This is a genomic window from Mycobacterium sp. DL440, from assembly GCF_011745145.1.
Classification (GTDB): domain Bacteria; phylum Actinomycetota; class Actinomycetes; order Mycobacteriales; family Mycobacteriaceae; genus Mycobacterium.
The window spans coordinates 3,941,898-3,961,616 of sequence record NZ_CP050191.1; the positions used below are offsets into that span (position 1 = coordinate 3,941,898).

General features: G+C 61.2%; 20 protein-coding genes and 1 tRNA gene. 7 read left to right on the forward strand and 14 right to left on the reverse strand.

The window, feature by feature from the left end; translation table 11 throughout:
* Positions 1-46 precede the first annotated feature (46 nt).
* Positions 47-120: transfer RNA gene (locus tag HBE63_RS19200), tRNA-Leu, on the reverse strand.
* 230 nt (positions 121-350) lie between these two features.
* Here HBE63_RS19200 and HBE63_RS19205 point away from each other — a divergent pair.
* Complete coding sequence (locus HBE63_RS19205) at positions 351-878, forward strand: hypothetical protein (RefSeq protein ID WP_166906165.1); 528 nt, start codon at positions 351-353, stop codon at positions 876-878.
* A complete protein-coding gene (locus tag HBE63_RS19210) occupies positions 875-1,603 on the forward strand; it encodes a hypothetical protein (RefSeq protein WP_166906166.1) in 729 nt (242 codons plus the stop codon). Before HBE63_RS19205 ends, HBE63_RS19210 begins: the two co-directional genes overlap by 4 nt.
* On the opposite strand, the gene HBE63_RS19215 is transcribed toward HBE63_RS19210, so the two are convergent.
* The 9 genes from HBE63_RS19215 to HBE63_RS19255 all read right to left on the reverse strand — a co-directional run bounded on the left by HBE63_RS19215 (position 1,600) and on the right by HBE63_RS19255 (position 9,716).
* On the reverse strand, positions 1,600-3,051 hold the full coding sequence (locus HBE63_RS19215; protein WP_166906167.1) for a site-specific integrase: 1,452 nt from the start codon (positions 3,049-3,051) through the stop codon (positions 1,600-1,602). The genes HBE63_RS19210 and HBE63_RS19215 overlap by 4 nt on opposite strands.
* A gap of 2 nt (positions 3,052-3,053) precedes the next feature.
* A complete protein-coding gene (locus HBE63_RS31950) occupies positions 3,054-3,305 on the reverse strand; it encodes a DUF4314 domain-containing protein (protein ID WP_166906168.1) in 252 nt (83 codons plus the stop codon).
* Entirely contained in the window at positions 3,302-3,958 is a 657-nt protein-coding gene (locus HBE63_RS19225) for a recombinase family protein (protein WP_166906169.1), read from the reverse strand. Before HBE63_RS19225 ends, HBE63_RS31950 begins: the two co-directional genes overlap by 4 nt.
* A 141-nt stretch (positions 3,959-4,099) precedes the next feature.
* Positions 4,100-4,900: an HGGxSTG domain-containing protein gene (locus tag HBE63_RS19230; protein WP_166906170.1), complete on the reverse strand. Its 801-nt coding sequence runs from the start codon at positions 4,898-4,900 to the stop codon at positions 4,100-4,102.
* A 163-nt stretch (positions 4,901-5,063) separates the two neighbouring features.
* Positions 5,064-6,587, reverse strand: coding sequence for a hypothetical protein (locus HBE63_RS19235; RefSeq protein WP_166906171.1), 1,524 nt, complete (start codon positions 6,585-6,587; stop codon positions 5,064-5,066).
* A 128-nt stretch (positions 6,588-6,715) separates the two neighbouring features.
* A complete protein-coding gene (locus HBE63_RS19240) occupies positions 6,716-7,621 on the reverse strand; it encodes a bifunctional DNA primase/polymerase (protein WP_166906172.1) in 906 nt (301 codons plus the stop codon).
* Between the two features lie 84 nt (positions 7,622-7,705).
* Positions 7,706-7,936, reverse strand: coding sequence for a helix-turn-helix domain-containing protein (locus HBE63_RS19245; RefSeq protein ID WP_166906173.1), 231 nt, complete (start codon positions 7,934-7,936; stop codon positions 7,706-7,708).
* A gap of 539 nt (positions 7,937-8,475) precedes the next feature.
* Positions 8,476-9,189, reverse strand: a complete 714-nt coding sequence (locus tag HBE63_RS19250) for a hypothetical protein (protein ID WP_166906174.1) — start codon at positions 9,187-9,189, stop codon at positions 8,476-8,478.
* A 314-nt stretch (positions 9,190-9,503) separates the two neighbouring features.
* Entirely contained in the window at positions 9,504-9,716 is a 213-nt protein-coding gene (locus HBE63_RS19255; protein ID WP_166906175.1) for a DNA-binding protein, read from the reverse strand.
* A gap of 261 nt (positions 9,717-9,977) precedes the next feature.
* Between HBE63_RS19255 and HBE63_RS19260 the strand changes: the two genes are divergently transcribed.
* Complete coding sequence (locus HBE63_RS19260; RefSeq protein WP_166906176.1) at positions 9,978-11,135, forward strand: hypothetical protein; 1,158 nt, start codon at positions 9,978-9,980, stop codon at positions 11,133-11,135.
* 671 nt (positions 11,136-11,806) lie between these two features.
* Here the strand turns inward: HBE63_RS19260 and HBE63_RS19265 are convergent.
* Positions 11,807-12,040, reverse strand: a complete 234-nt coding sequence (locus HBE63_RS19265) for a hypothetical protein (protein ID WP_166906177.1) — start codon at positions 12,038-12,040, stop codon at positions 11,807-11,809.
* A gap of 512 nt (positions 12,041-12,552) precedes the next feature.
* Between HBE63_RS19265 and HBE63_RS19270 the strand changes: the two genes are divergently transcribed.
* From HBE63_RS19270 to HBE63_RS19285, 4 genes are all read left to right on the forward strand, one after another.
* Positions 12,553-12,978 carry a hypothetical protein gene (locus HBE63_RS19270; RefSeq protein WP_166906178.1) on the forward strand — a complete coding sequence of 142 codons (426 nt, stop codon included), beginning with the start codon at positions 12,553-12,555 and terminating at the stop codon, positions 12,976-12,978.
* Positions 12,979-13,325: 347 nt separating this feature from the next.
* Positions 13,326-13,739 carry a nitroreductase family deazaflavin-dependent oxidoreductase gene (locus HBE63_RS19275; protein WP_166906179.1) on the forward strand — a complete coding sequence of 138 codons (414 nt, stop codon included), beginning with the start codon at positions 13,326-13,328 and terminating at the stop codon, positions 13,737-13,739.
* Positions 13,740-13,846: 107 nt separating this feature from the next.
* Entirely contained in the window at positions 13,847-14,554 is a 708-nt protein-coding gene (locus HBE63_RS19280; RefSeq protein ID WP_371814784.1) for an ABC transporter ATP-binding protein, read from the forward strand.
* Positions 14,555-14,583: 29 nt separating this feature from the next.
* Positions 14,584-17,043, forward strand: coding sequence for an FtsX-like permease family protein (locus HBE63_RS19285; RefSeq protein ID WP_243858159.1), 2,460 nt, complete (start codon positions 14,584-14,586; stop codon positions 17,041-17,043).
* On the opposite strand, the gene HBE63_RS19290 is transcribed toward HBE63_RS19285, so the two are convergent.
* From HBE63_RS19290 to HBE63_RS19300, 3 genes are read right to left on the reverse strand one after another with little or no spacing between them, the layout of a single operon-like run.
* Positions 17,030-17,653: a class I SAM-dependent methyltransferase gene (locus HBE63_RS19290; RefSeq protein ID WP_166906181.1), complete on the reverse strand. Its 624-nt coding sequence runs from the start codon at positions 17,651-17,653 to the stop codon at positions 17,030-17,032. The two genes, HBE63_RS19285 and HBE63_RS19290, sit on opposite strands and share 14 nt — an antisense overlap.
* Positions 17,653-18,225 carry a DUF4389 domain-containing protein gene (locus HBE63_RS19295; RefSeq protein WP_166909973.1) on the reverse strand — a complete coding sequence of 191 codons (573 nt, stop codon included), beginning with the start codon at positions 18,223-18,225 and terminating at the stop codon, positions 17,653-17,655. The genes HBE63_RS19290 and HBE63_RS19295 overlap by 1 nt, the downstream gene beginning before the upstream one ends.
* Before the next feature lie 10 nt (positions 18,226-18,235).
* Complete coding sequence (locus tag HBE63_RS19300) at positions 18,236-19,432, reverse strand: NAD(P)/FAD-dependent oxidoreductase (protein WP_243858755.1); 1,197 nt, start codon at positions 19,430-19,432, stop codon at positions 18,236-18,238.
* Positions 19,433-19,719: the final 287 nt, after the last annotated feature.

A 19,719-nucleotide genomic window follows, 5' to 3' on the forward strand; every position in this document is an offset into this window, starting at 1 on the left:
ACTCCGAATATCGGCTCTACCAGCAACGTTGCGTGTAAAGTTCTCGTGCCCCCAGTCGGACTCGAACCGACACTTGGCGGATTTTAAGTCCGCTGCCTCTGCCAATTGGGCTATGGGGGCTTTCCCAGCTCAGAGCCTATTTCTAGGCCGTCCAGCAAGCACTGGCTGGCTGCGCTGGCGCGCTACGTCCACACCACGTCCACAAGTGGACGCAAACCTGTCCGCAGCTCAAGCACGCGCCAACCCTAGCCGGATTACCTCACGGCGCTGGTGTCGGGGAGCCAGAACGCAGTGGCACTTTTGATCCAAAAGTGTCCCTTAGGCTCCCTATGTCGTTCACGATTCCAGTCATGACTCACGTATGGCTTGCAGCGGATTTGTGCCCTCCCGCTGCAGTCGACACTGGCGGGCTCACTCAACCGTGGGCAACCGTGATAGCGGCAGCCATTGCAGTCACCGGCGCGTTGGTCGCCTTCTGCGGGGTGTGGAGAACAACGAACACAACGCGTAAGGAGAACCGCAGAGCGGAAAAAGTAGCCGTGCTAACAGAAGCCACAGTTGCACTGCAAGAGTTGGTTCGAGCAGTTGACCGTATCGACCAGACAGAGGACCCGACGGCTCGCACTGAGCTCGTCGCAAAGATGAATGCAGGGCCGATGAAGAAGTTGGGAGACAAATACTCGGTGGCTGAAACCAAGCTAGAGCTGTATGGCTTTAAGGAAGCCACCACGGCGGCGAACGATTTCGCTGACTCGCTGGCAGAAGCGTGGTTTAGCATGCGTGACAACCCCACCGGCGAGGTAGATCTGACCAAGCCTCACAACGACTACGACAAAGCCTTGGAGGCCTACAAGAAGGCCATGAGGGAGCTGCCATGACGGATGCTTGGACAGCTCTCGCGACTCTGGCTCAGGTGGGCACCGTTGGCGTTGCGGGCTGGGCGCTGATTTACGCACGTGGACAGGTCAAGGAAGCTCGCGAGACACGTGAACGCGTAGCGCAACCGGAGGTTGTAGTCTTCATCGAGCGCGACCCTCAGAACTGGCACTACATGGACCTGGTGGTCAAGAACTTCGGGCAGACAACGGCATACAACATTCGGATTGAGCTGCCACCGCTGGCGGTCGTGCCGTGGACACACCCGGACACCGGCGAAGAGGTCACAAGCCTTTACTTTCCTCAGAACATCGCCGTCCTAGCGCCAGGACAAGATTGGCGGACATCCTGGGATTCAGGTATCGAGCGTGAAGAATACAAGGGCGAGCTGCAGACTCAGTTCGTCGGCCATGTCGAGTTTGACGACAAGATGAATCCCGACAAGCCCAGCTATCGCAACCCAATCTCGTTGGATGCCGATATGTTCCGTGACTCAATTCGCGTGACGACCGAAAAGGGACGATCGGCTGAGAAGGCTCTGTACGAGATCGCGAACACACTCAATGGGTACACAAAACAGCACAGCGGCATATGGGCGTACATCCTGCCCGGCGAAGAAGAGCGTCAGTACCACGAAGATCGGGTCTCACGCATGAAAGCCAGGAGTGACCAGATCCGACGCAAACTCAGAGGCGAACGCGACGAATCGACTGGGCCGTCCGCCTAGTTCGCCTTTCGACGTAGAGCCACTACGTTGCTCGGCAGTGCGGTTGTGCTGCCAGAGCTGCCACGCCCAACCTTGGGCACTACCACCTGCTCCTCGTTGATGTAGTCCGCGTAAACGCTTAGCGTCAGTACGTAAGTGGAGTGACCCAACCACTTGGACACCTGCATGTAGTGCTCCCCCGCGCTCAGGTTCATCGTCGCGCAGGTGTGGCGCAGATCGTGGAAGCGCACCGTTCCGCCTACTGCCTTATCGATTCCCAGCGCTTGGCAGGCCGGAGCTAGGTAGTTCTCGTACAGGTTGCCGGCGTGGACAGGGTGCGCCCAATCAAACGTGTAGCGGTTGCCCCGCCCTGGAAACAGCGGCGCGTGGGCAATATAGTGCCTCTTGCCTTTACCGTCCTTGAGCTTGCCGGCAAACGGGTGGACGGCGTCCAAGTACTGGCGCAACTCCTCCGCCAACCACGGCGCTAGCGGCACTACTCGATCCGAGCTGGCCTCGCTCTTGGGTGTGCCGTAGATCCACTGCCGCCCCTTGCGCTTGGCTGTGCGTGAAATGCGAACGGTAGCTACTTCACCGCTATCAACCGTGGCGGGGAGGGTGATGTCTTGGACCTGTAGCCCCTGTAGCTCACTGGCACGTACTCCGGTATGCGCCGCAAAGAGGACAGCTAAGGCGTAGATACCGTTGCCCTCTCTGGTGTAGGTGCTGCCCTTCGGGCCACTACTGTTCGTCGCTGCACGGCTCATGACCTGATCGGAGGCAATCCAGTCATGCACCGCCGCTACTTGGTTGGCTGTCAACGGATGGTGCTTAAACGGTGCCTTGCCATCTGAGCTGACGCGGCGCTTGGTAGTGCGCTGGCGACGGCCTGAGATCACAGGGTTGCTCGGGATGGCCTGATCGTCCTGTGCGGTATCCAGGATCCGCTTGAGCGTTCCGATGATGTGCTTCACTGTGCCAGCGCTGCGCACAACGGTGCGCTCGGCTTGCTGGTGGTAGACGTGCGGTGCCAGCAGAGCTGCTCGAAAGCGCGCTACGTCCGCGGTGGTGATGGAAGCTACTGGCTTGCTACCGAATACAGGCGCAAGGTGTGCGCGGTAGATCTTCTCGTAGCCCTCAATCGTGCCTTCGTCAAGGCTGCCCACCAGCGAGTCCAGGTGCTGCTTCGCGTAGTGCCCCAGAGGCAGATTGGCTTTGGCCTTAGCTGCGCTCGGGTCGATATGGCTGGACTCCAACGCGGTGTCCACCTTGCGAGCGTGTGCCTTAGCTTTGCGCTCGGTGTCGAACGTCTCGCTGGTCTGCTTGAAGGCTTGACGGCCCTTGTCATCGAGGACAGGAGCGCCAAAGGTGTCCCGTACTGGTTCACGCCACCGAACCTGATAGCTGACTACGGGAATGCCACGCTTGTCCAGCTTGCCAGTGATGCGCTTGCGGATAGTTGCAGGCATGACTACACCCCTTCCTCGTCAATGTCATTGGTAGCCATGCCTTTGCAGGTCGGCTCTAGCGCTCGGGCGATCACTTGGTACGGGTCGACGTCCAGGAGCAAGAACAGTCTGCGCCCGTTATCCCACTCAACATCTGCTTGCTGCGCCCAGAGATTAACTCCCACTACGGTTCCCTGAGTGCCGACAGGTACGGGGTCAGGCTCTTCTGGCATTGCGCCTGTGATCTGGACACGGTCACCAGGTTGAACAGTCATGCCGTCACCCGCTCACTGACAGCTGCGACGGCGCTGTTGTATATGCGCCGAACTGTGCTCGGTTGCCACTTCGGTTTACCTAGTGGGCTTAGGATTTTGGCAGCCTCGAGGCTGGAAGCGATAGCGTCGTATGTGTCGCCGGCTTCGCGAAGACGCACAATGCGCCGCACCACAGAAGGTGATGCAACCCTAGGTCTTCCGATAGGTTCACCACGGCGCTTCTTGGCTGCCAGTGCGGACTTTGTACGCTCGCTAATCAACTCACGCTCGTACTGCGCGAAGTTGACCAGCATCATTGCCTGCATTCGGCCCGCAGCTGTGGTCAGGTCCACCCCCAGGTCCAGGATTACCAGCGACCACCCTTGCCGTTGCGCCGCCTCGATGATGTTGGAAGCGTTCACGATTGATCGGCTCAAGCGGTCCAGCTTGGCGACAACCAGGCCGTCACCCTGTCCAGAAGCTAGAAGCTGCAACACTTCCTGCAGCTTCGGACCGATGGCCTTTCCGCTCACGCCTTCGTCTGCGAAGTGCTCGACAGTCCAGCCACGACGGGCGGCCTGAGCGTCGATAGTGTCCCGTTGCGCGTCTAGGCCGTAACCGTTGACCTGCTCATCTGTGCTCACTCGCGTGTAGCCAAACATCAACGGTTCCATCACTTCCCGCGTTCCTGCCTTAGTCGGCATCTCGTGTGCCCTCTCGGTTGGGGCGTAACCGGGCGGTTGCGCCTTACGCCTTAAGTTTTAGCCGACTGGTACAACCATCGCTACAATTCCTGACCTGCGATTACTCGACGTCTAGGGCCTGGGGTAACGCTTGTGTGGACTGGTGATGGCCTTCTGGCGCGTCAGTTCAGCGGCGATACGCAACGCAGCCTCACCTGTCACGGGCGGCTGGTTGCGCCTGTCGCGGTCGTCTGGTTCGCGCCGAGGTTGACGTGGCGGTGCATCACGCCGATACGCCTCTGTGTCCTCTTGAGCTTGGGGCCGGCTGTCATATTCCCTATAGCTACTAGGGAATTCGGAGTTTCCATTATCAGCAGCCGTGGCGGGAGGGGAATGGATGCCTGCATTCTCTGAACTATCGACGCCGGCGTATCCCCTAGCAGCTCTAGATTCCTCGCGACTGCCAGAGAAGATGCCGTCGAACAGCTCTTCGTAGGGCTTCTGTTCCCCTTGGGACAGTACAACTTCAGAGGGTGCCTTGAGGCCACCCCTGTCCAGGGCATCCTTGACGGCCGCCAGCTGCACACCTTCACTCTCTGCCGTAAGAGCTAGTCCCAGCAACTGTCTAGCCATCAGATCTGCAGCATTTTCCAATCTGGCTCTAGCAGCACGCTTTACGTGCTTGGCTGCACCTCCGTGGAATCTGCACACCGTACTGCCGAGAATCGCTGCGTTCTTACATTGCTCGCCTGTCTTCTTGTGGGCGGCACACCTTCTAGATGGCTCGGCGTAGGTCTCCCAATCGCGCCCTTGCCCTTTGATAGGTTCGTCGGTTCCATAGCTACTCGATGCCTCGTGTAGGACCGGGAGATTGTCGCTGTCTACGATTTCTGCGTCGATAATCTCGGATTCGTCATTGCTCATGAGTTTCATTGCCTTTCACCGTTACTCTCGGATTTGGCAGGGAAAAAGGGAAAATTTTCCCCGCCCTACCTAGAACTCTCGAAATGAGGGGAAGAGGAGGGGGGGCGAAGAGAGAAGTTTCGACAGGGAAAATTTTTCCCTTTTTCCCTGCCTGACGCCAAAGATTCATGTCTCACTTGATTTCTGCCTCTTCAGGCGGGCTGATGAACCAGCGGATGATGTTCTCCTTGTTCTTGGCCTCGTCGTCCTCTATGGCCCACCCTCTAGCTCGAAGGCCGGGAGCATTCCGCTTTAGTAGTGCAGTAACGCTTTTCGCCGCCTTGGGCCAGTCTTTGGGCTTTGGCTCGACACGGCACGCAGCTGTCAGCGCAGCCAGTATCTCTGCAGCCGTTTTCCCTTCATCCGTTGTGTTGTAACGCTTCTCTTGAAGTAGCACCATGAAGCTGTCCGTGCCGACGCTGTCAGATAGGGACCGCTTCACACGAGAGCGATACAGCTGCAGCGTGTTCTTGTTCGCGCCTTTGTCGATACAGGCCAACACGCGGGCAAAGTCAGCCATACGAGGCAACGGGATATCGCCCAGAGATGGCAGCATCGCCTGCACCGTTGCGGCAACGGTCAAGAGCTTGCCTAGGATCTCTGGACGGTCCTGTTCCCAACCCTCCTGGATAGCTTCATCGCTGAGGCGCTTGTCGTCAGGAATCACCTTGAGGGGAAACGACACCAACCTGTCGGCAAAGTCCCCTCGTATCTTGTCGAACGAAATCCCATTCAGCACTATAGATCTGCGAAACTTCAGAATTGCCAAGTCATCATCTGTGTACAGCGCTCGTCTGCTGATACCCGTTCCAGTGGCAGTGCGACACATTGCGTCTGACAGCCAATCAGGCAAAGTGGAGAGGTTGTCCAGCGCCACAACCCAGCTGGCAGCTGCAATTGCGGCATAGTCCTGCAGGTCCTTTGGCGGGCCGTGATGCGGCAACACCGTCGGGTCGATCAGAGACGCAAGGCTTACCGTGCTACCGGACTTGGCAGTGCCATGCTCGCCTTCAAAATGTGCTATGGGCTTGGCGGTGTTGGGGTTGATCAGAGCGTCCACCAAGATTCCGATGATCAACCACCGGTCTTCCTCGGCCACATGCAGATACTTGAACAGCTTTGTCAGTTTCCCGTCGCGGACTGGCTCTTGCATTGCCCCGGTGTTCTGCGTCCGTCGAAAGGCGTAGGGACACTCGGTGCCAATGCTCCACTTGCCACCGCTGATCCGGATGACTCTGTTTGCCTTGTCTGCCATATCGATATAGATGGACTCACGATTGCCGGCAACGCGCACGTACAACGTTGTGGGGGCCTCTTGGAACGCCTTGCCTTCCAGAACGTTCATCGCTGCAGCCAGAGAGTTTTGCGACGCGGCTGACCCGTGTTTGTCGAAAAACTCACTAGACAGCCTTTGCCTTAGTCCCAGTTGGTTTCCCCGCAGTGGGAACGCAACGTGCTGCGCCTCCAGGCCGTAGGCAAACGGCTTGCCTTCTGGCGTGACACCAAAGCCGTACTTGTCCTCTGCCATCTGGACGAGCAACGTTGCCTGATTAGGTTTTCCGTTGCCGATATGCTGCCCCTGACTACCCCCGTCGTCGTTGTCATATTGGTCAAGCGCATCAACGTCTGAGCCGGTCAGTACCGAATCTGCTACCATTGCAGTCACTTTCGTTCGCACTTGGCCGCCCTTTGTCTTCGTCAAAGCAATTTGGGCGGTCAAAGTGTCATTGGGTAGTAAATGTTTTCATTGCTATCGCCTTCCCCGGCGTAAACGGTTGGATCACATCACTTCTCGTCAGCGGTTCGGTCCCAAGCAGCGCGCAAAGTTGACTCCGGTGTATCTCGTACTTGGCCTACGGCGTACTCAACAAGGCGCTCGAACTCGCCAACGTCCAGCTGCCTGCCGCGAGCCTTGTACTGCGCTTGCGCCCAAAGCTGGATCTGCTCTGACGCGTTGTTCCACCCGTAGCGGCCACCCTTGGCCTCTCGAGCTGCCCAGCACAGCGCGTCACGAACGGCGTTGCGGACGCTGGGGCCACCGCCGACTCTTCGCAGCAGGTACTGCACCATGTCGGCCTGCGGCCCGCTGTCGTACAGCTGCGCGAATTTCGCTACCTCGCTACTGGTTGCGTCACCCCTCCCCGCCGTGGGGGCTAGCACAGGCAAACCAGACACGTAGCTGTCGGGAAGATAAGGAATCTGATCAATAGGTGGCAGAACACCTGACTTACTAGGCTTCCCGTTAGGGAAGGTCAGCGTGTAACGCTTGCCTGTGTGGTGCCAGCTCGGGGGAACAACCACGTAGCGGTGATGGTGGTCTAGGAATTCCACGCCGCTGTTCGGCATCTCTTTGGGGTAGTAACCCTCCGGCACCCGATACAGCCGGATACCGGACACACCGTCGCTACGAGCGGTGATGAGGTACGTAGGTGGTAGCGAGCCGAACTGCCGTTCCCAGTCTTCTAGGGTTGCTTTGCCGTTCTTGCCGTCGTAGGCGTCTACGTCGATACCGAGCACACCAGCTGGCAACCGAACACCTAGGCTCAGTACGCCGGACACACCCTGGGCCAGCGCTTTCAGTGCGTACCGAGCATCTGCCTCGATTTCGTCGGGTGACGCATTGGTGCCGGCAAAGCCGTGACGACGTTTGACGTACGGAAGTTTGTACCTACCTTGGTGTTCCTTACCCACAGGCAGCGGCGCATATCCCTGCCTATGGTTCTCGTGCGCAACGCGTAGGTACTGCGGCAAGGTTGGGTTTGCCGGCAACATCTGTCAGTCCTGGACCTTGCAACCAGAAATCCACGCTTCGATGTCACTCTGAGCAAAGTAGACGCGGCCACCAATCTTGCTGCGCTTCAGCGGCCTTTCTCCGTAGTAGGCAGCGGTCTTCAACGTCTTCTCAGTGACGTTGATCAGGCCCAGCTGATGAGCTACGGCTACGGCTTCCTCTGGCGTGTAGAACCGCTCTCCTTCTACCAGAGTGGACGTCACGTTGTGAGTCATAGTGGCTCCCTTTGTGTTTGGTCACCAACGGACGGTGACACACACAATTTTGCCCGGCCCGAACGCCCTTGTCTACCAACAGGTTTGGTTGCTGACACGTCCAGTCCGCAGCCTTGACCAGTGCAAATGTCAGTGCTCGAAACTATTGAGGTTGCTGGCGTTACTCCGCAGTACCGAGCTGGCGGGCCTGTCTGTGAGTACGGGTCTGGACGACCAATAGTCCGGCTCTAACGCCCCGGTCCTCGTACTCGCCAGAGGACGGCCGGCTGCACTAGATCCAAGGAAACGCTAGAGCTGGTTCAATTTCCGTAGCTCCACGGCGGCTCGATCTAGGGCTGTCTGGGCTTTGGTGACCTTAGCCTCCAGGGAACGCCTCTTGCGTTCAGCTTTCGAGTAGGACGGCTTGGACGTCTCCAGGACCTCCAGATGTGTACGGATCACTTGCCGTACATAGGCACTCTCAACGCACAACTTGACCGCGATCGCGCCAGTGACTAACCCTTGCCTGTGAAGGTCAAGGATCTGGTCGTCTACCTTCATCACGCGCTCCAAGGGTCGTCATCCGGTGGCACCTGGGGTTTTGGTGGCGCCCAGGAACTTTCCTTGTTGGTCCAGGGATTCATAGGCACATAGGTATATCCATCCCAATTTGGCTGCCAAGTACGGTCGTCGAACAGTTCCGGCGGGCCGGTGTACTCCGGACTGTCCGGCGTAAGAGTGTCCAGCTGGCTGTGGCAAGAGCTGCACACCGTGAAGACACATAGGTACTCACCACGTTTGACCACCAGGTGCAGGTCTGCGGTACCCCTGCACTCCAGGGTGATGTTTGCGAAGCACATAGCGTTCGTAGCATCTAGAGGCGCTAGCTGGGCGGCTACTTGCTCCCATTTGGCCGGCCCGCTTATTGGGTACGCACACATTTTGCCGGGGTACAGCAGAACGTAGTAGCAGGACATTGTGTCTGGGTTACTGTCGTCGTACCCGGGGCAAAACCGCTCGTCAACTGCGCGTTCTCCAACCACCTGCCAGTGCGTTACGTGCTTAGCTACCCAGCATCCCGCTAGCCGCTGGGCAATGGGGTTGTCGTCCAGCGGTGAGAACTGATCACCTACTACGGTGTTGAGCTGGTCCGCTCCACCACTTGCAGCCTTCCAATCCTCCGGCAGGATCGGCCGCCCATATTCCGATTGCGACAGTAGTTGGTTCATCTCCTGCAGCCTGGACGTATCGGTCGGGTAGTCGTCGTAGTCCATTCATTCCTCCCATAGATGCGGTACGTCACTGATTGCGTTGTCGTTCAGATCTTCGTTGGGCTCGTATACAGGGCGAGGTTGAGAGACATTGGATCTGGGCACTGTTAGGTTCAGATCAACGATGTACTGCCGCAAATCTCGCTCAGTCGAACAGGGTCCAGTGCGGCTGAAAACGATTGTGTCGTTAGAAAACACCCTGTGGCGACGATGTAACTGAGAGCAATACGGACACTTGACTGTCACGCGGCCTAGACAGCGTTCGCCGTCACCTGAAAGCTGTACCGCACAAACCTGGGCCTCAGGAAGGTGTCGTGTCACAACGCCTCAATCAGTGCGTCGAGCTGGTCACGGTGCCAGTACACCTTTCTGCCCGCTCGTTTGGGTGGCGTCAACTTCCTTGTGCGCCGGTAGTGGTGATCGATTGTGTGCCGACTGGCGTTGTCCAGGCCCTTGCTGCGCAGATATGCCGCTGCGTCGTCGTAACTGAAGTAAGCACGGTCAGCTAGCGCTGCGTAGGTTCGCGACATTGGCGGCCTTCTCTCGTTGCCTCCCAACATGATACCTGCGCCGCGCCGGTTCAGGCTGCGCTGCGCCGCGAAAAGCGCTGGCGGGCAGGGGCTTCCGTGGTGCCGTTCGGAGGTATAATCGGCGATTAGAAGTGCATGTGCGAGAGGTCCTTTCAGCTCTCAAGTAAGGCACTACCAGCAACGTCGCGTTGTTGGGGCCGGCGCTGATTCCCCTAGGGAGTCAGTGAGATCCGGTTCCCCCAAACAACGAAAGGCGTTGTAGTGACTCCATTTACTAATCCACGGCTTGACGATCTTCTGAGACTTCCTCCCTACGGCGGTGAGGGCGGCATCGGCACACAGGGTGATGTTCTCGTAAACGTCACTGCGGACGGCGTAGACCTGAATGTCATTTGGGCCGAAGTTCAACAGGTCATTGACGCCTGGAACAAGGAGCGGTCAGCTCTGACTAGCCTGCTGGCGTTCTCTACATCCAACACAGCCGATGCTATCCCCCAGTCACGTAGCGAAGATAGCTTTGAGGAAGCTAGCGAGTTCGGCCAGCCTGAGAGCCTGGCGCCTCCAAGCGAATACGCGCTCATGGGATACACCTTCAAGGACTACGACAAGGCGTTGCGCTATACGCGGTTCTTCCTTAGGGACGCTACGGCGGAACAGGTCCGCTCTGTCTTGAACTACGCGCTTGAGGCGGATAACAAGCTGACCACCGGCACCATCCTGCAGCGGCTGTTCAGCCCCACTGAGGGCGTAAATGACTGGGGTCACTCGGTTTACGGTCTGTACAACGGGGACACCATGGTGCCACCGGCATACCTGGGCAAGGCGTTCGCCACCGCCCACAACCACTACCTCGTATCTGGAGGCGCAGTGATCGACTCCGGCGATCTGGAGCAGGCCACGAAGTTGGTCACAGAGCACGGTTTTGGCACCACGCCCAACAGTCGCCTACTGGCTCTAATGAACCCGGCACAGGCTGAAGTTGTGTCTACCTTCAAGGCCGGCGAAGAGAACGCCACCGGAATCGTTGCAAAGCATGACTACATCCCCAGTGCCGGAGCTCCGGCCTACCTGCAGCCCGAGAATATCGTCGGCCAGGTGGCGCCAGAGAAGTTCAACGGCCTAGCCGTACAAGGAAGCTACGGTCCGGTCTGGGTGATCCAAAGCGACTTCATCCCAGAGGGTTACTTCAGCGTGGTTGCAACCTACGGTCCCAACAGTCCTGACAATGCCATTGGCTTCCGGCAGCACCAAAACACCGTGTACCAGGGATTGAGGATCTACCCGGGTGCTCCTGAATACCCGCTTACTGATTCGTTCCTCAGCCGGGCTTTCGGTGTCGGTACTCGTCGACGCGGACAGGCCGCCGTGGTCCAGATCAAAGCCAGCGGCAGTTTCGACACGCCTGCGATCCCTAAGTAGTAGAGACACACATGGATACGGCAGCAACCCAGTGGTTGAGCGCCAACCTTGCGGATGTCCTAGTGGCAGTAGCGCGAGCTAACGCCACATTGAACTCAGCAACCGAGGCGGGGAGAGAGCAGTTCGTCCAAGACAGAACGGACTCGCAAGATGGCTGACATACAGCGTCCGCTGGACATGGACGAGCTGGATAGTAGCGCTAGCGAATTCTGCTGGGGCGAAGGCCTGGAGCCCCCCAGCGTTGCAGGTAGACCGCCGGCGGAAGGTGGGAGATATAGAGGCACTACGCCTCCGTGTGACCCTCAGGTCAGGGTGAGCCGTAATCAGTAGCAAGCCTGGGAGGCTCGCAAATGGCAACAAAGAAGCAAGCAGCTGCACGGCGTAGGTTCGCCAAACACGCCCGTAGCGGCAAGGGCAAAGTTGGCCGTCGTGCCAAGAGCACGGCGCGTCAGCGTAAGAAGTAGCAACACAACAGGACCCGGCACTACAGCGCGAAGCCCGTTCCACTTCAGCAGCGAGTGCCGTAGTGGGCGCTTTGGGTACATGGCTTCCCCGAGGTGTCCGCTAACTCAACCCACTAGGTGATCTCCCCCAGCATTGGGACCTAGTGGGCTGAGTGCTGTGCGGATACATGGGTTCTCTGTGTAGTTGTCAAGGTGCGGGGCCAGGCATCATGCCCTCTTTGCGTACTCGCCCAACTGCTCACCTAGATACGCAGCGTCTTCCGACGGCATAGCAATGTGGGCTGCAAACCCGCTCGCCTCGTTAACGAGCACAAGGAACACCGTTGCCTCGTCGCCGATAGTGTTGCCATCATCGTTTAGAAGAGGTCCAACTTTGACGAACATGTCAAGGTCGACTTCGTTCTTGTCCAGTTCAAACAGTCCCTGAGCCAGCGTGATCATTGGTTCTCCTTGCGTTAGTTCGGGATACCGACAGAGGTTTGCAGTGCTGCGGCCAGCTGCAGCGCGTCCTCACGATTTAGATGCAGAGAGGCATCGACAGCGTGTCCAATTTCGTCGTGGCCTGCCATCTCGAGCTCCACTCCGTACGCTCTGTCGGTCCAAATGCGGACGATCAAAGGGTCGTCTCCCTGGTGGCCTTCAGCAGTGGTCCTCATTGGTTCTCCTAGCGTTAGTTGGTGGTCGGTGCGCAAGCGCCAACGTACACCCATGCGGATAGCTGTCACGCCCAATCAAGCTGTTTACCAGCTGGTATGCGCCACGGTGCGTTTGCTGTACAGATCGACTCTAAACAAATTTCGTTATCCGTTGCGGCACATAGCCTTTCAATCCTTAACTTTTCGGCCCTGTTTGCTGAACCCGGCTGGTGTGATGTGCGTCACACTGAATGTGATGACCGGCAGTGAGGGCAAAACACCGTTGCCAGCCGCCATGTCTTCCTAGGGTGGAGGTCCATGAAGAGGAACGCGGCGCTGGTACTCATCACAGCCACACTGGTGGCAGGCTGCACCGCCACAGGTGAGTCGTCGGTGAGCACCACAACAGCGGCTACGCCCGAACCACCTAGTCAGGTCACGGTTCCCGCCACAAAGGTAGATCCAGACCCTAGCTACGAGATTCGCGATACGGCGACGGTAACTAACGACACGTGGCCCCAGGGCACGTTCGGCAAAGTGATCGTCATGGCAAAGCGTGGCGACTCCACAAGCAATCGCGGCCCTCTCCTGAGAGGCACGGTGAAGCTGTCGGACGCTTCGACAGTTGAGTGCGAGCGGTTCCGGTCGACGATTTGGAGCGACTTCGACACGTTCGAGCCCTTGGACATGCGGTGCAAGAACCAGCTGGACCTGGCCACCGTCGTGAGCGTCGACATTTTGTGACGCGCGTCCACACTGCGTCCACAAACGCTCACCAACTGGGCAAACTGGGACGATGTCCGGTGCACCCGATCTAATGCGGCCGGCGAGTGTTCTGACCTAGCAAGACTAGGGCGTTAGATCCGAAATTGGTTCACAGCGGAACGTTGCAGCAAATCTGTTAACACTCGGGGGTCGGATTTTAAGTCCGCTGCCTCTGCCAATTGGGCTATGGGGGCGATCGGTAGCACGGTACCTGGCGGCCCGGTCGCCAGATGTCGCCAGGCCACGCTCGCCCAAATGGGGGATGGCAGTGCCCTGGGGGCGCTTGGTTGAATGAGCCCAGAGCGGGAAAGCGACGGGGGACGCACATGCCGAGCAGTATCGCGAATTCGATTGCCGTAGTTGCCGAACGGATCGCGGCAGCACTGGGACCACGGGCGATGCGGGTAATCGCCCACTTCAACAAGTACGTGACCAACCCACTGCAACGGCTGTGGGCGCCATGGCTGCCGTACATGGCCGTTATCGAGCACACCGGCCGGAAGTCGGGCAATCCTTACCGCACGCCGGTAATGGCGTTCATCGACGACAAGTCCGTCTCGGTGGTGCTGAACTACGGCGAAAAGTCGGATTGGGTGCGCAATGTCCAGGCCGCGGGCAGCGCCGGTGTGGTGCACCGCGGCCGGCGCTACCAGCTGACCAATCCCCGCATCATCCCGGCCACCGACCAGAAGGCCCGGTTCGTCGCCACAGTCACGCCGCTTTCGACTCCTAGGTTGTAGAAATCGTGGCGGCACGACCCTGGTGTCGAAAGCGGCGTCGTAGATGCAGGCTCTGGCCTGAGCCACCCGGCGTAGGCTGCGCATATCCCGACTCCCGGGAGGCTGCGATGCCCGAACTGGCCATCGAACTGCGCGACGTGGTGCGCGAGTACAAGGTCGGCGGCCAGACAGTGCGCGCCCTCGACGAGATCAGCCTCCAGCTCAACGGCGGGCAGTTCGTGTCGATCGTCGGCCCGTCGGGCGCAGGTAAGAGCACGCTGCTACACCTGCTCGGCGCGCTGGACTCCCCCGATTCGGGCTCGATCACCTTCGACGGCGAGGAGATCGGGCGCCTCGGCGATGAGCAGCAGTCGGCGTTCCGTCACCAGCGGGTGGGCTTCGTGTTCCAGTTCTTCAACCTGCTGCCGACCCTGTCGGCCTGGGAGAACGTGGCCGTTCCCAAATTGCTCGACGGGGTCCGGCTCGGCAAGGTCAAACCGCAGGCCGTGGAGCTCTTGGACCGCGTCGGCCTCGGCAACCGGACCGAGCACCGCCCATCCGAACTGTCCGGCGGTCAGATGCAGCGCGTCGCGGTGGCCCGGGCCATGATGATGGATCCGCCGCTGATCCTGGCCGATGAGCCCACCGGCAATCTCGATTCGACGACGGGCGCGGCGATCTTGACCCTGCTGGGCGAAGTCGCCCACGAGGAGGGCCTGGGCCGGCTGGTGGTGATGGTGACCCACAACGCCGAGGCCGCCGCGGCCACCGACCGGGTGATCACGCTGCAGGACGGCCGGCTCGGCTCCGACGAGATGTCGGTGGTGCCAGGGTGAGACTCGCGGCCGCGGCTAGTCGGCTCCGAGTGTTCAGCCTGCGCGAACTGATCGTGCACCGGCGGCGCACGCTCGCCTCGATCGCCGTAATGGCCGTCTCGGCAATGTATCTCGTCGCGATCCTCGGCATCTTCGGGTCCATCACCGGATCGGTCAACCGGCTGGCGGACGGCGTCGCCGGTGTCGCCGCGCTCGAGGTCTCGGGTGTCACCGACGCGGGGTTTCCCGAGTCGGTGGCGGCCGACGTCGCCAAGGTTCCCGGCGTCGCGACCGCGGCACCGATGATCCGGATGTCCGCCCCCACCGCGACCGAACCGGTACTGCTGTTCGGTGCCGACGACCGCAGTCGCGCCCTGGAAGGTGCGTTGAAGGACGCGGTCGGGGTAAAGGTCGACGCGCCGTCCGCAACAGCTGAGGGCGTTCGCGTCGGGCCCGCCGTCGGCCACGCCAAAGGCGAGACGTTCCAGCTCGGCTCGGGGTCGGTCACCGTCTCCGAAGTCCTTGAGGGCAAGCAGCTCGCGGACCTCAACGGCGGCCACTACGTGCTGGCCCCACTCCCGTTGGCGCAGAACGTCACCGGGAGACAAGGACAGCTCGACTCGATCCTGATCACCACCACACCGGGCGCTGACCTCGCCGCGGTGAGAGATCAGGTCACAGCGGCGGTGAACGGCCGGGCCTTGGTCGCCGCCCCGAGTTCGAGGGCGGCCCGCGCCGGTGACGGCGTCAAACTGATGAACTACATGGCGTTGATGGGCGCAGCGGTGGCGCTGGTGGTCGGCGCGTTCCTGATCTACACCACGATGACGATGGCGATCGCCCAACGCCGCCCGGTCATCTCGATGCTGCGGGCCATCGGCGGCCGGCGCGCCACCATCGTCCGCGACATGCTCGCCGAGGCCACGATCCTCGGGCTGATCGGCGGCACGATCGGCTCACTGCTCGGAATAGTGTTGGGCCGGCTGGCCATTGGCCGACTGCCACCGACGATGACGCAGGGCCTCGAAGCCCGCATCGAGTACTGGCTGCCCGGCTACGCGATCCCGGTGGCCATCGCCGCCACGGCACTGACCAGTGTGGCAGCGTCGGCGATGGCGGCCCGGCAGGTGTACAAGGTCTCGCCGATCGAGGCGCTGGCGCCGGTCGGCGCCTCGGCGGCGGACAACGTGCCGCGCTGGCTGCGCATCGTCACCGGTCTTGCCGCTGTGGCGGTGCTGGCGGCGTCGATCCTGATCGTGTTCTACCAGCCGGGTTCGGTGGCGTTCGTGGCGATCGCGGCCCTGTTCACCGCGCAGATTGCGCTCGGTTTCGCGCTCGCCGGCCCCATCGTCAAGGCCACTGCCGCGGTGGCGCGCCTGTTCGGATCGGCCGGGGCGCTGGGTGCGGCGACGGTCGAGCGGGCACCACGACGCGTGTGGGCCACCGTGATGACCGTGCTGATCGCCGTCGTGACGACCGTGGTGATCACCGGCACGAACAACGACATGATCCGCTCGGCGCGCGACGTCTTCGCCCCGGTCGCCGACGTGGACGTCTGGGTGAGTGCCAACCCGCCCGACGAATACCCCACCGGTCGTCTGCCCCAAGGTCTTACCCAAAACGTCACCGAGGTGCCCGGAGTCGCGAACGTCACCGAAGGTGCCCTGGGCTTCGCCGTCGTCGGCGGCACCCGCGTCATGCTCGACGGCTTCGCCCCCGGCAGCCACGATGCCCTCTTCCGCGCCCTCGACGACCAGACCCGCAACGACGTGCTCGCCGGTCGTGGCGTGGTGCTCTCGCAGAATCTGAGTAACACCCTCAACGTCCGTGCCGGCGACGACCTGCAATTGCAGACGCCACACGGCCCACAACAGACGAAGGTGCTGGCGCTGGTCCCCTACTTCTCCACAGTGATCGGCACGGTCGGGATGGGGCTCGACCAGATGCGGGCCTGGTTCGACCGACCCGGGTCGACGACGCTACAGGTCACCGCCGTCAAGGGAACAGACCCGAATCGCCTGCTGGCCAACATCCGCAACGTAGTGCCCGCGCCGAACCACACCTACGACGGCCACACCGCACTGGCCGGTCTCGAGGCACCGCTGCATCAGAGCATGCTGATCGCCAACGCGGTGTGGATCATCGTGGTGTTCGTCGCCGCCGTCGCGCTGCTGAACACACTGACCCTGTCGGTGCTCGAGCGGCGCCGCGAAATCGGGGTATTGCGGGCGATGGGATCCAGTCGCCGCTACACGCTGGCCATGGTGCTGGCCGAGGCGGCGGCCATCGGCACCGTTGGCGGCATCCTGGGGTTGCTGATCGGTCTGGTCGATCAGTGGTTGTTCAGTCTGGTCAGCGCGGACGTCATGAATTTCAACGTCACGTTCCGGCCCAGCCCGATGGCGCTGGTCTTCACCCTCGGCGCGCTGGCCATCAGCCTGCTGGGGTCGCTGCCGCCAGCGCGACGCGCCGCGCGGCTCAACATCATCGAGGCGGTCAGCGTCGAATAGTCGCGACCCCCTGCAAGTGCGGTGTGCACGGCGGCGGCACCAGCGTGCGGCGGCGACTGCGCAGTCCGCTGGTGTCGAATCCCGCTGCAGCGATGGCGTCGACGGTCCGGCGGTTCGGTTCGCACCCGGACGACAACCACGCCCACGGCTTCGCGATCAGGTCCTGGAACCGCCCCATCAATCCTTCGCCCCGGACATGTTCGAGAACGACCAACCGACCCGTCGGCGTCAGCACCCGCCGGATCTCGGCGAGCGTGGCCGGAACATCGTCGACCGAACACAACACCAGCCCGACATGGACCGAATCGAAACTGTTGTCCGGAAACGGAATCGACTCCCCCACGCCATCGACGACATCGACCTCGACACCGTGACGCCGGGCCAGGGCGCGCGCCATTCGGCGCATCGCCGCCTCCGGTTCCACCGCGGCGACGGACGTCACCGCGGACGGCAGGAACAGCAGATCGGTCCCCGGCCCCACCCCGACCAACAGCAACCGCCCCGTCGCATGGCTCATCGCCGACCGCCGGTACCGGCGGTAGAACAGCCTGTCGAATACCGGCATACCGAGTCGATACACGTAGGGGAACAACGGGTTACGGTGCTTCATCAATACTTGCTGCCCAGATCCATTCGGAACGGTGGATATTCGTCGCTCATGAGCGACACGTACACGGCGACCCGATAGCGCCATCGCACCATTCCCATCAGGAGGTCGAACATGCCCTGCGAGACGGTCCCCCGGGCCAGCAAACGCACTGCGGAGATGACGCACAGGACTTGCAGCGCCGCCTCCATCGCCCAGCACATGATGATCTGCGGAAGCGCCAACAGCCACCACTTGACCAGCACGGCTCCTCTGGAGAGTTGGTCGGGATAGTCGACCTCGAGATCGCCCGGATAGTCGGGGCCGGGTTTGAGGGTGAACGGTGGATATTTGTCGGTGGTGTTCATCGGGAACCGGTAGTTCATCACCCGCCACGACCAGCGCAGCACCCCGACGTTGAAATCGAACAGGGGCCGCGGATACCGGCCGGTGCACAGGATCGCCACCCCCGCGGCAATGGTCACCAGCGGGTACACCAGGTAGAGGCCGATCAGGATCGGATAGTGCGGCACCGCCAGCACGCACCATTTGACGAGCCACAGTCGACGCGACGGTGCGTCGATGGCGCCGCGCACCCGTACGGCCTCAGCGGGCATGTTCATCACGTCCGGCAGGCGCCGCGGCAGCCAGGGCCCGGCTGATCCCCGCCGCCATCCGGCGGTGGCTCACCACCCGAAGGAACGTCGCCAACACCCAGGTCATGAGCCGGTCCGGGACCATCGCCGCCGGCCGCAGCACCGCCTCACCGTGCGACACCTGCAGCGAGGCCACCCGGGACACCGCTGCGACCCGACGGCGGCGGGTGTTCTCGTACCAGCGCAGCGCACCGGACAGATCACCGTTGCCGCTGTGGTGAAAATCCGAAATCGCCTTGCACAACACCATCGTGTCGAGCAATGCCTGGTTGGTTCCCTGTGCCAACGTTGGCGGCATCGTGTGGGCCGCATCGCCCAACAACGTCAACGCGCCGTGGCCCGGCCCCGGAATGGGATGCCGAAAATGCGGATACGGCGAATGCGCGAGATCGTCGTCGGTCAGTGTCGCGATTACCTGATCGACCACCTCGGACCATCCGGTGAAATTGGCGCGGATCACGTCGATCGGGCGTTCGGGCCGGACAAAGTCCGGTGACCACGGCAGGTCGAACCACCACTGCACCTCGGCGTCTCCGGCCGGCCAGAGGCCGAGGTTCCCGTGCTCCCCGACGATGACGAAGGCGACGTGCCGATCGGCCCCGTCCGGCAGCGTTCCCAATCCCTGCCAACTGCACCAACCGGTCGGCACCGCATGCGGCGCCCCGACGATCTCCCGCACCGAGGAGTGCAAGCCGTCCGCCCCGATGACCAGATCTCCATCCACACAACGACCGTCGGCGAAATCGAGGCGAACCCCGCCGCCGCCGTTCGCGACCCCCACCACCTGGGCGCGGCACCGAATCCGTTCCGCGGGAAAACCTTCCAGCAGGCGTTCGAGCAGAACCCGGCGCGGAACCATCCGGACCGGCGCACCCATCCGGTTCACGATGGTCGTCACGTCGAGGGTGGTCATCGGGCGTCCCGTCGACGTCACCACCCGCACGGTCGCCAGCTCCTGGCCGGCACCGTCCATCTCGACGCCGAGCTGCCGTAGCACGGTTTCACCGTTCGACCAGATGGTGACGGCGCCGCCACCGGCCCGTACCTCGGGGCGCTGCTCGAACACCGTGACGTCGTGCCCGTCGCGCAACAAACCCCGGGCGATGGAGATACCACCCACCCCCGCACCGACAACGAGGATCCGCAGCGACGCTTTCGGCGCTGGCTGAATGTGGTGCCGGCTCTCGGGCCGTTTTGGGCCCACGGCTCAATTATGTCCGGTGCGGGGCCGCTGTACACCTCACCAGGCGTTGAACGTGAACTTGCTTGCGAGTTTCGGGCAAAGAATGGAGAACAAGCTCACGTTCCGGCAGCCGATGCCGCCCGAACGAAGTCCGTTAAGGACTCCGCCTCGGCCGTAAAGAAACCGTCAAGGCCCCGTTCATGCCAGCTGCCTGGACAGAACCTGGGGAAGGCCACCGAAATCCGGGGGCC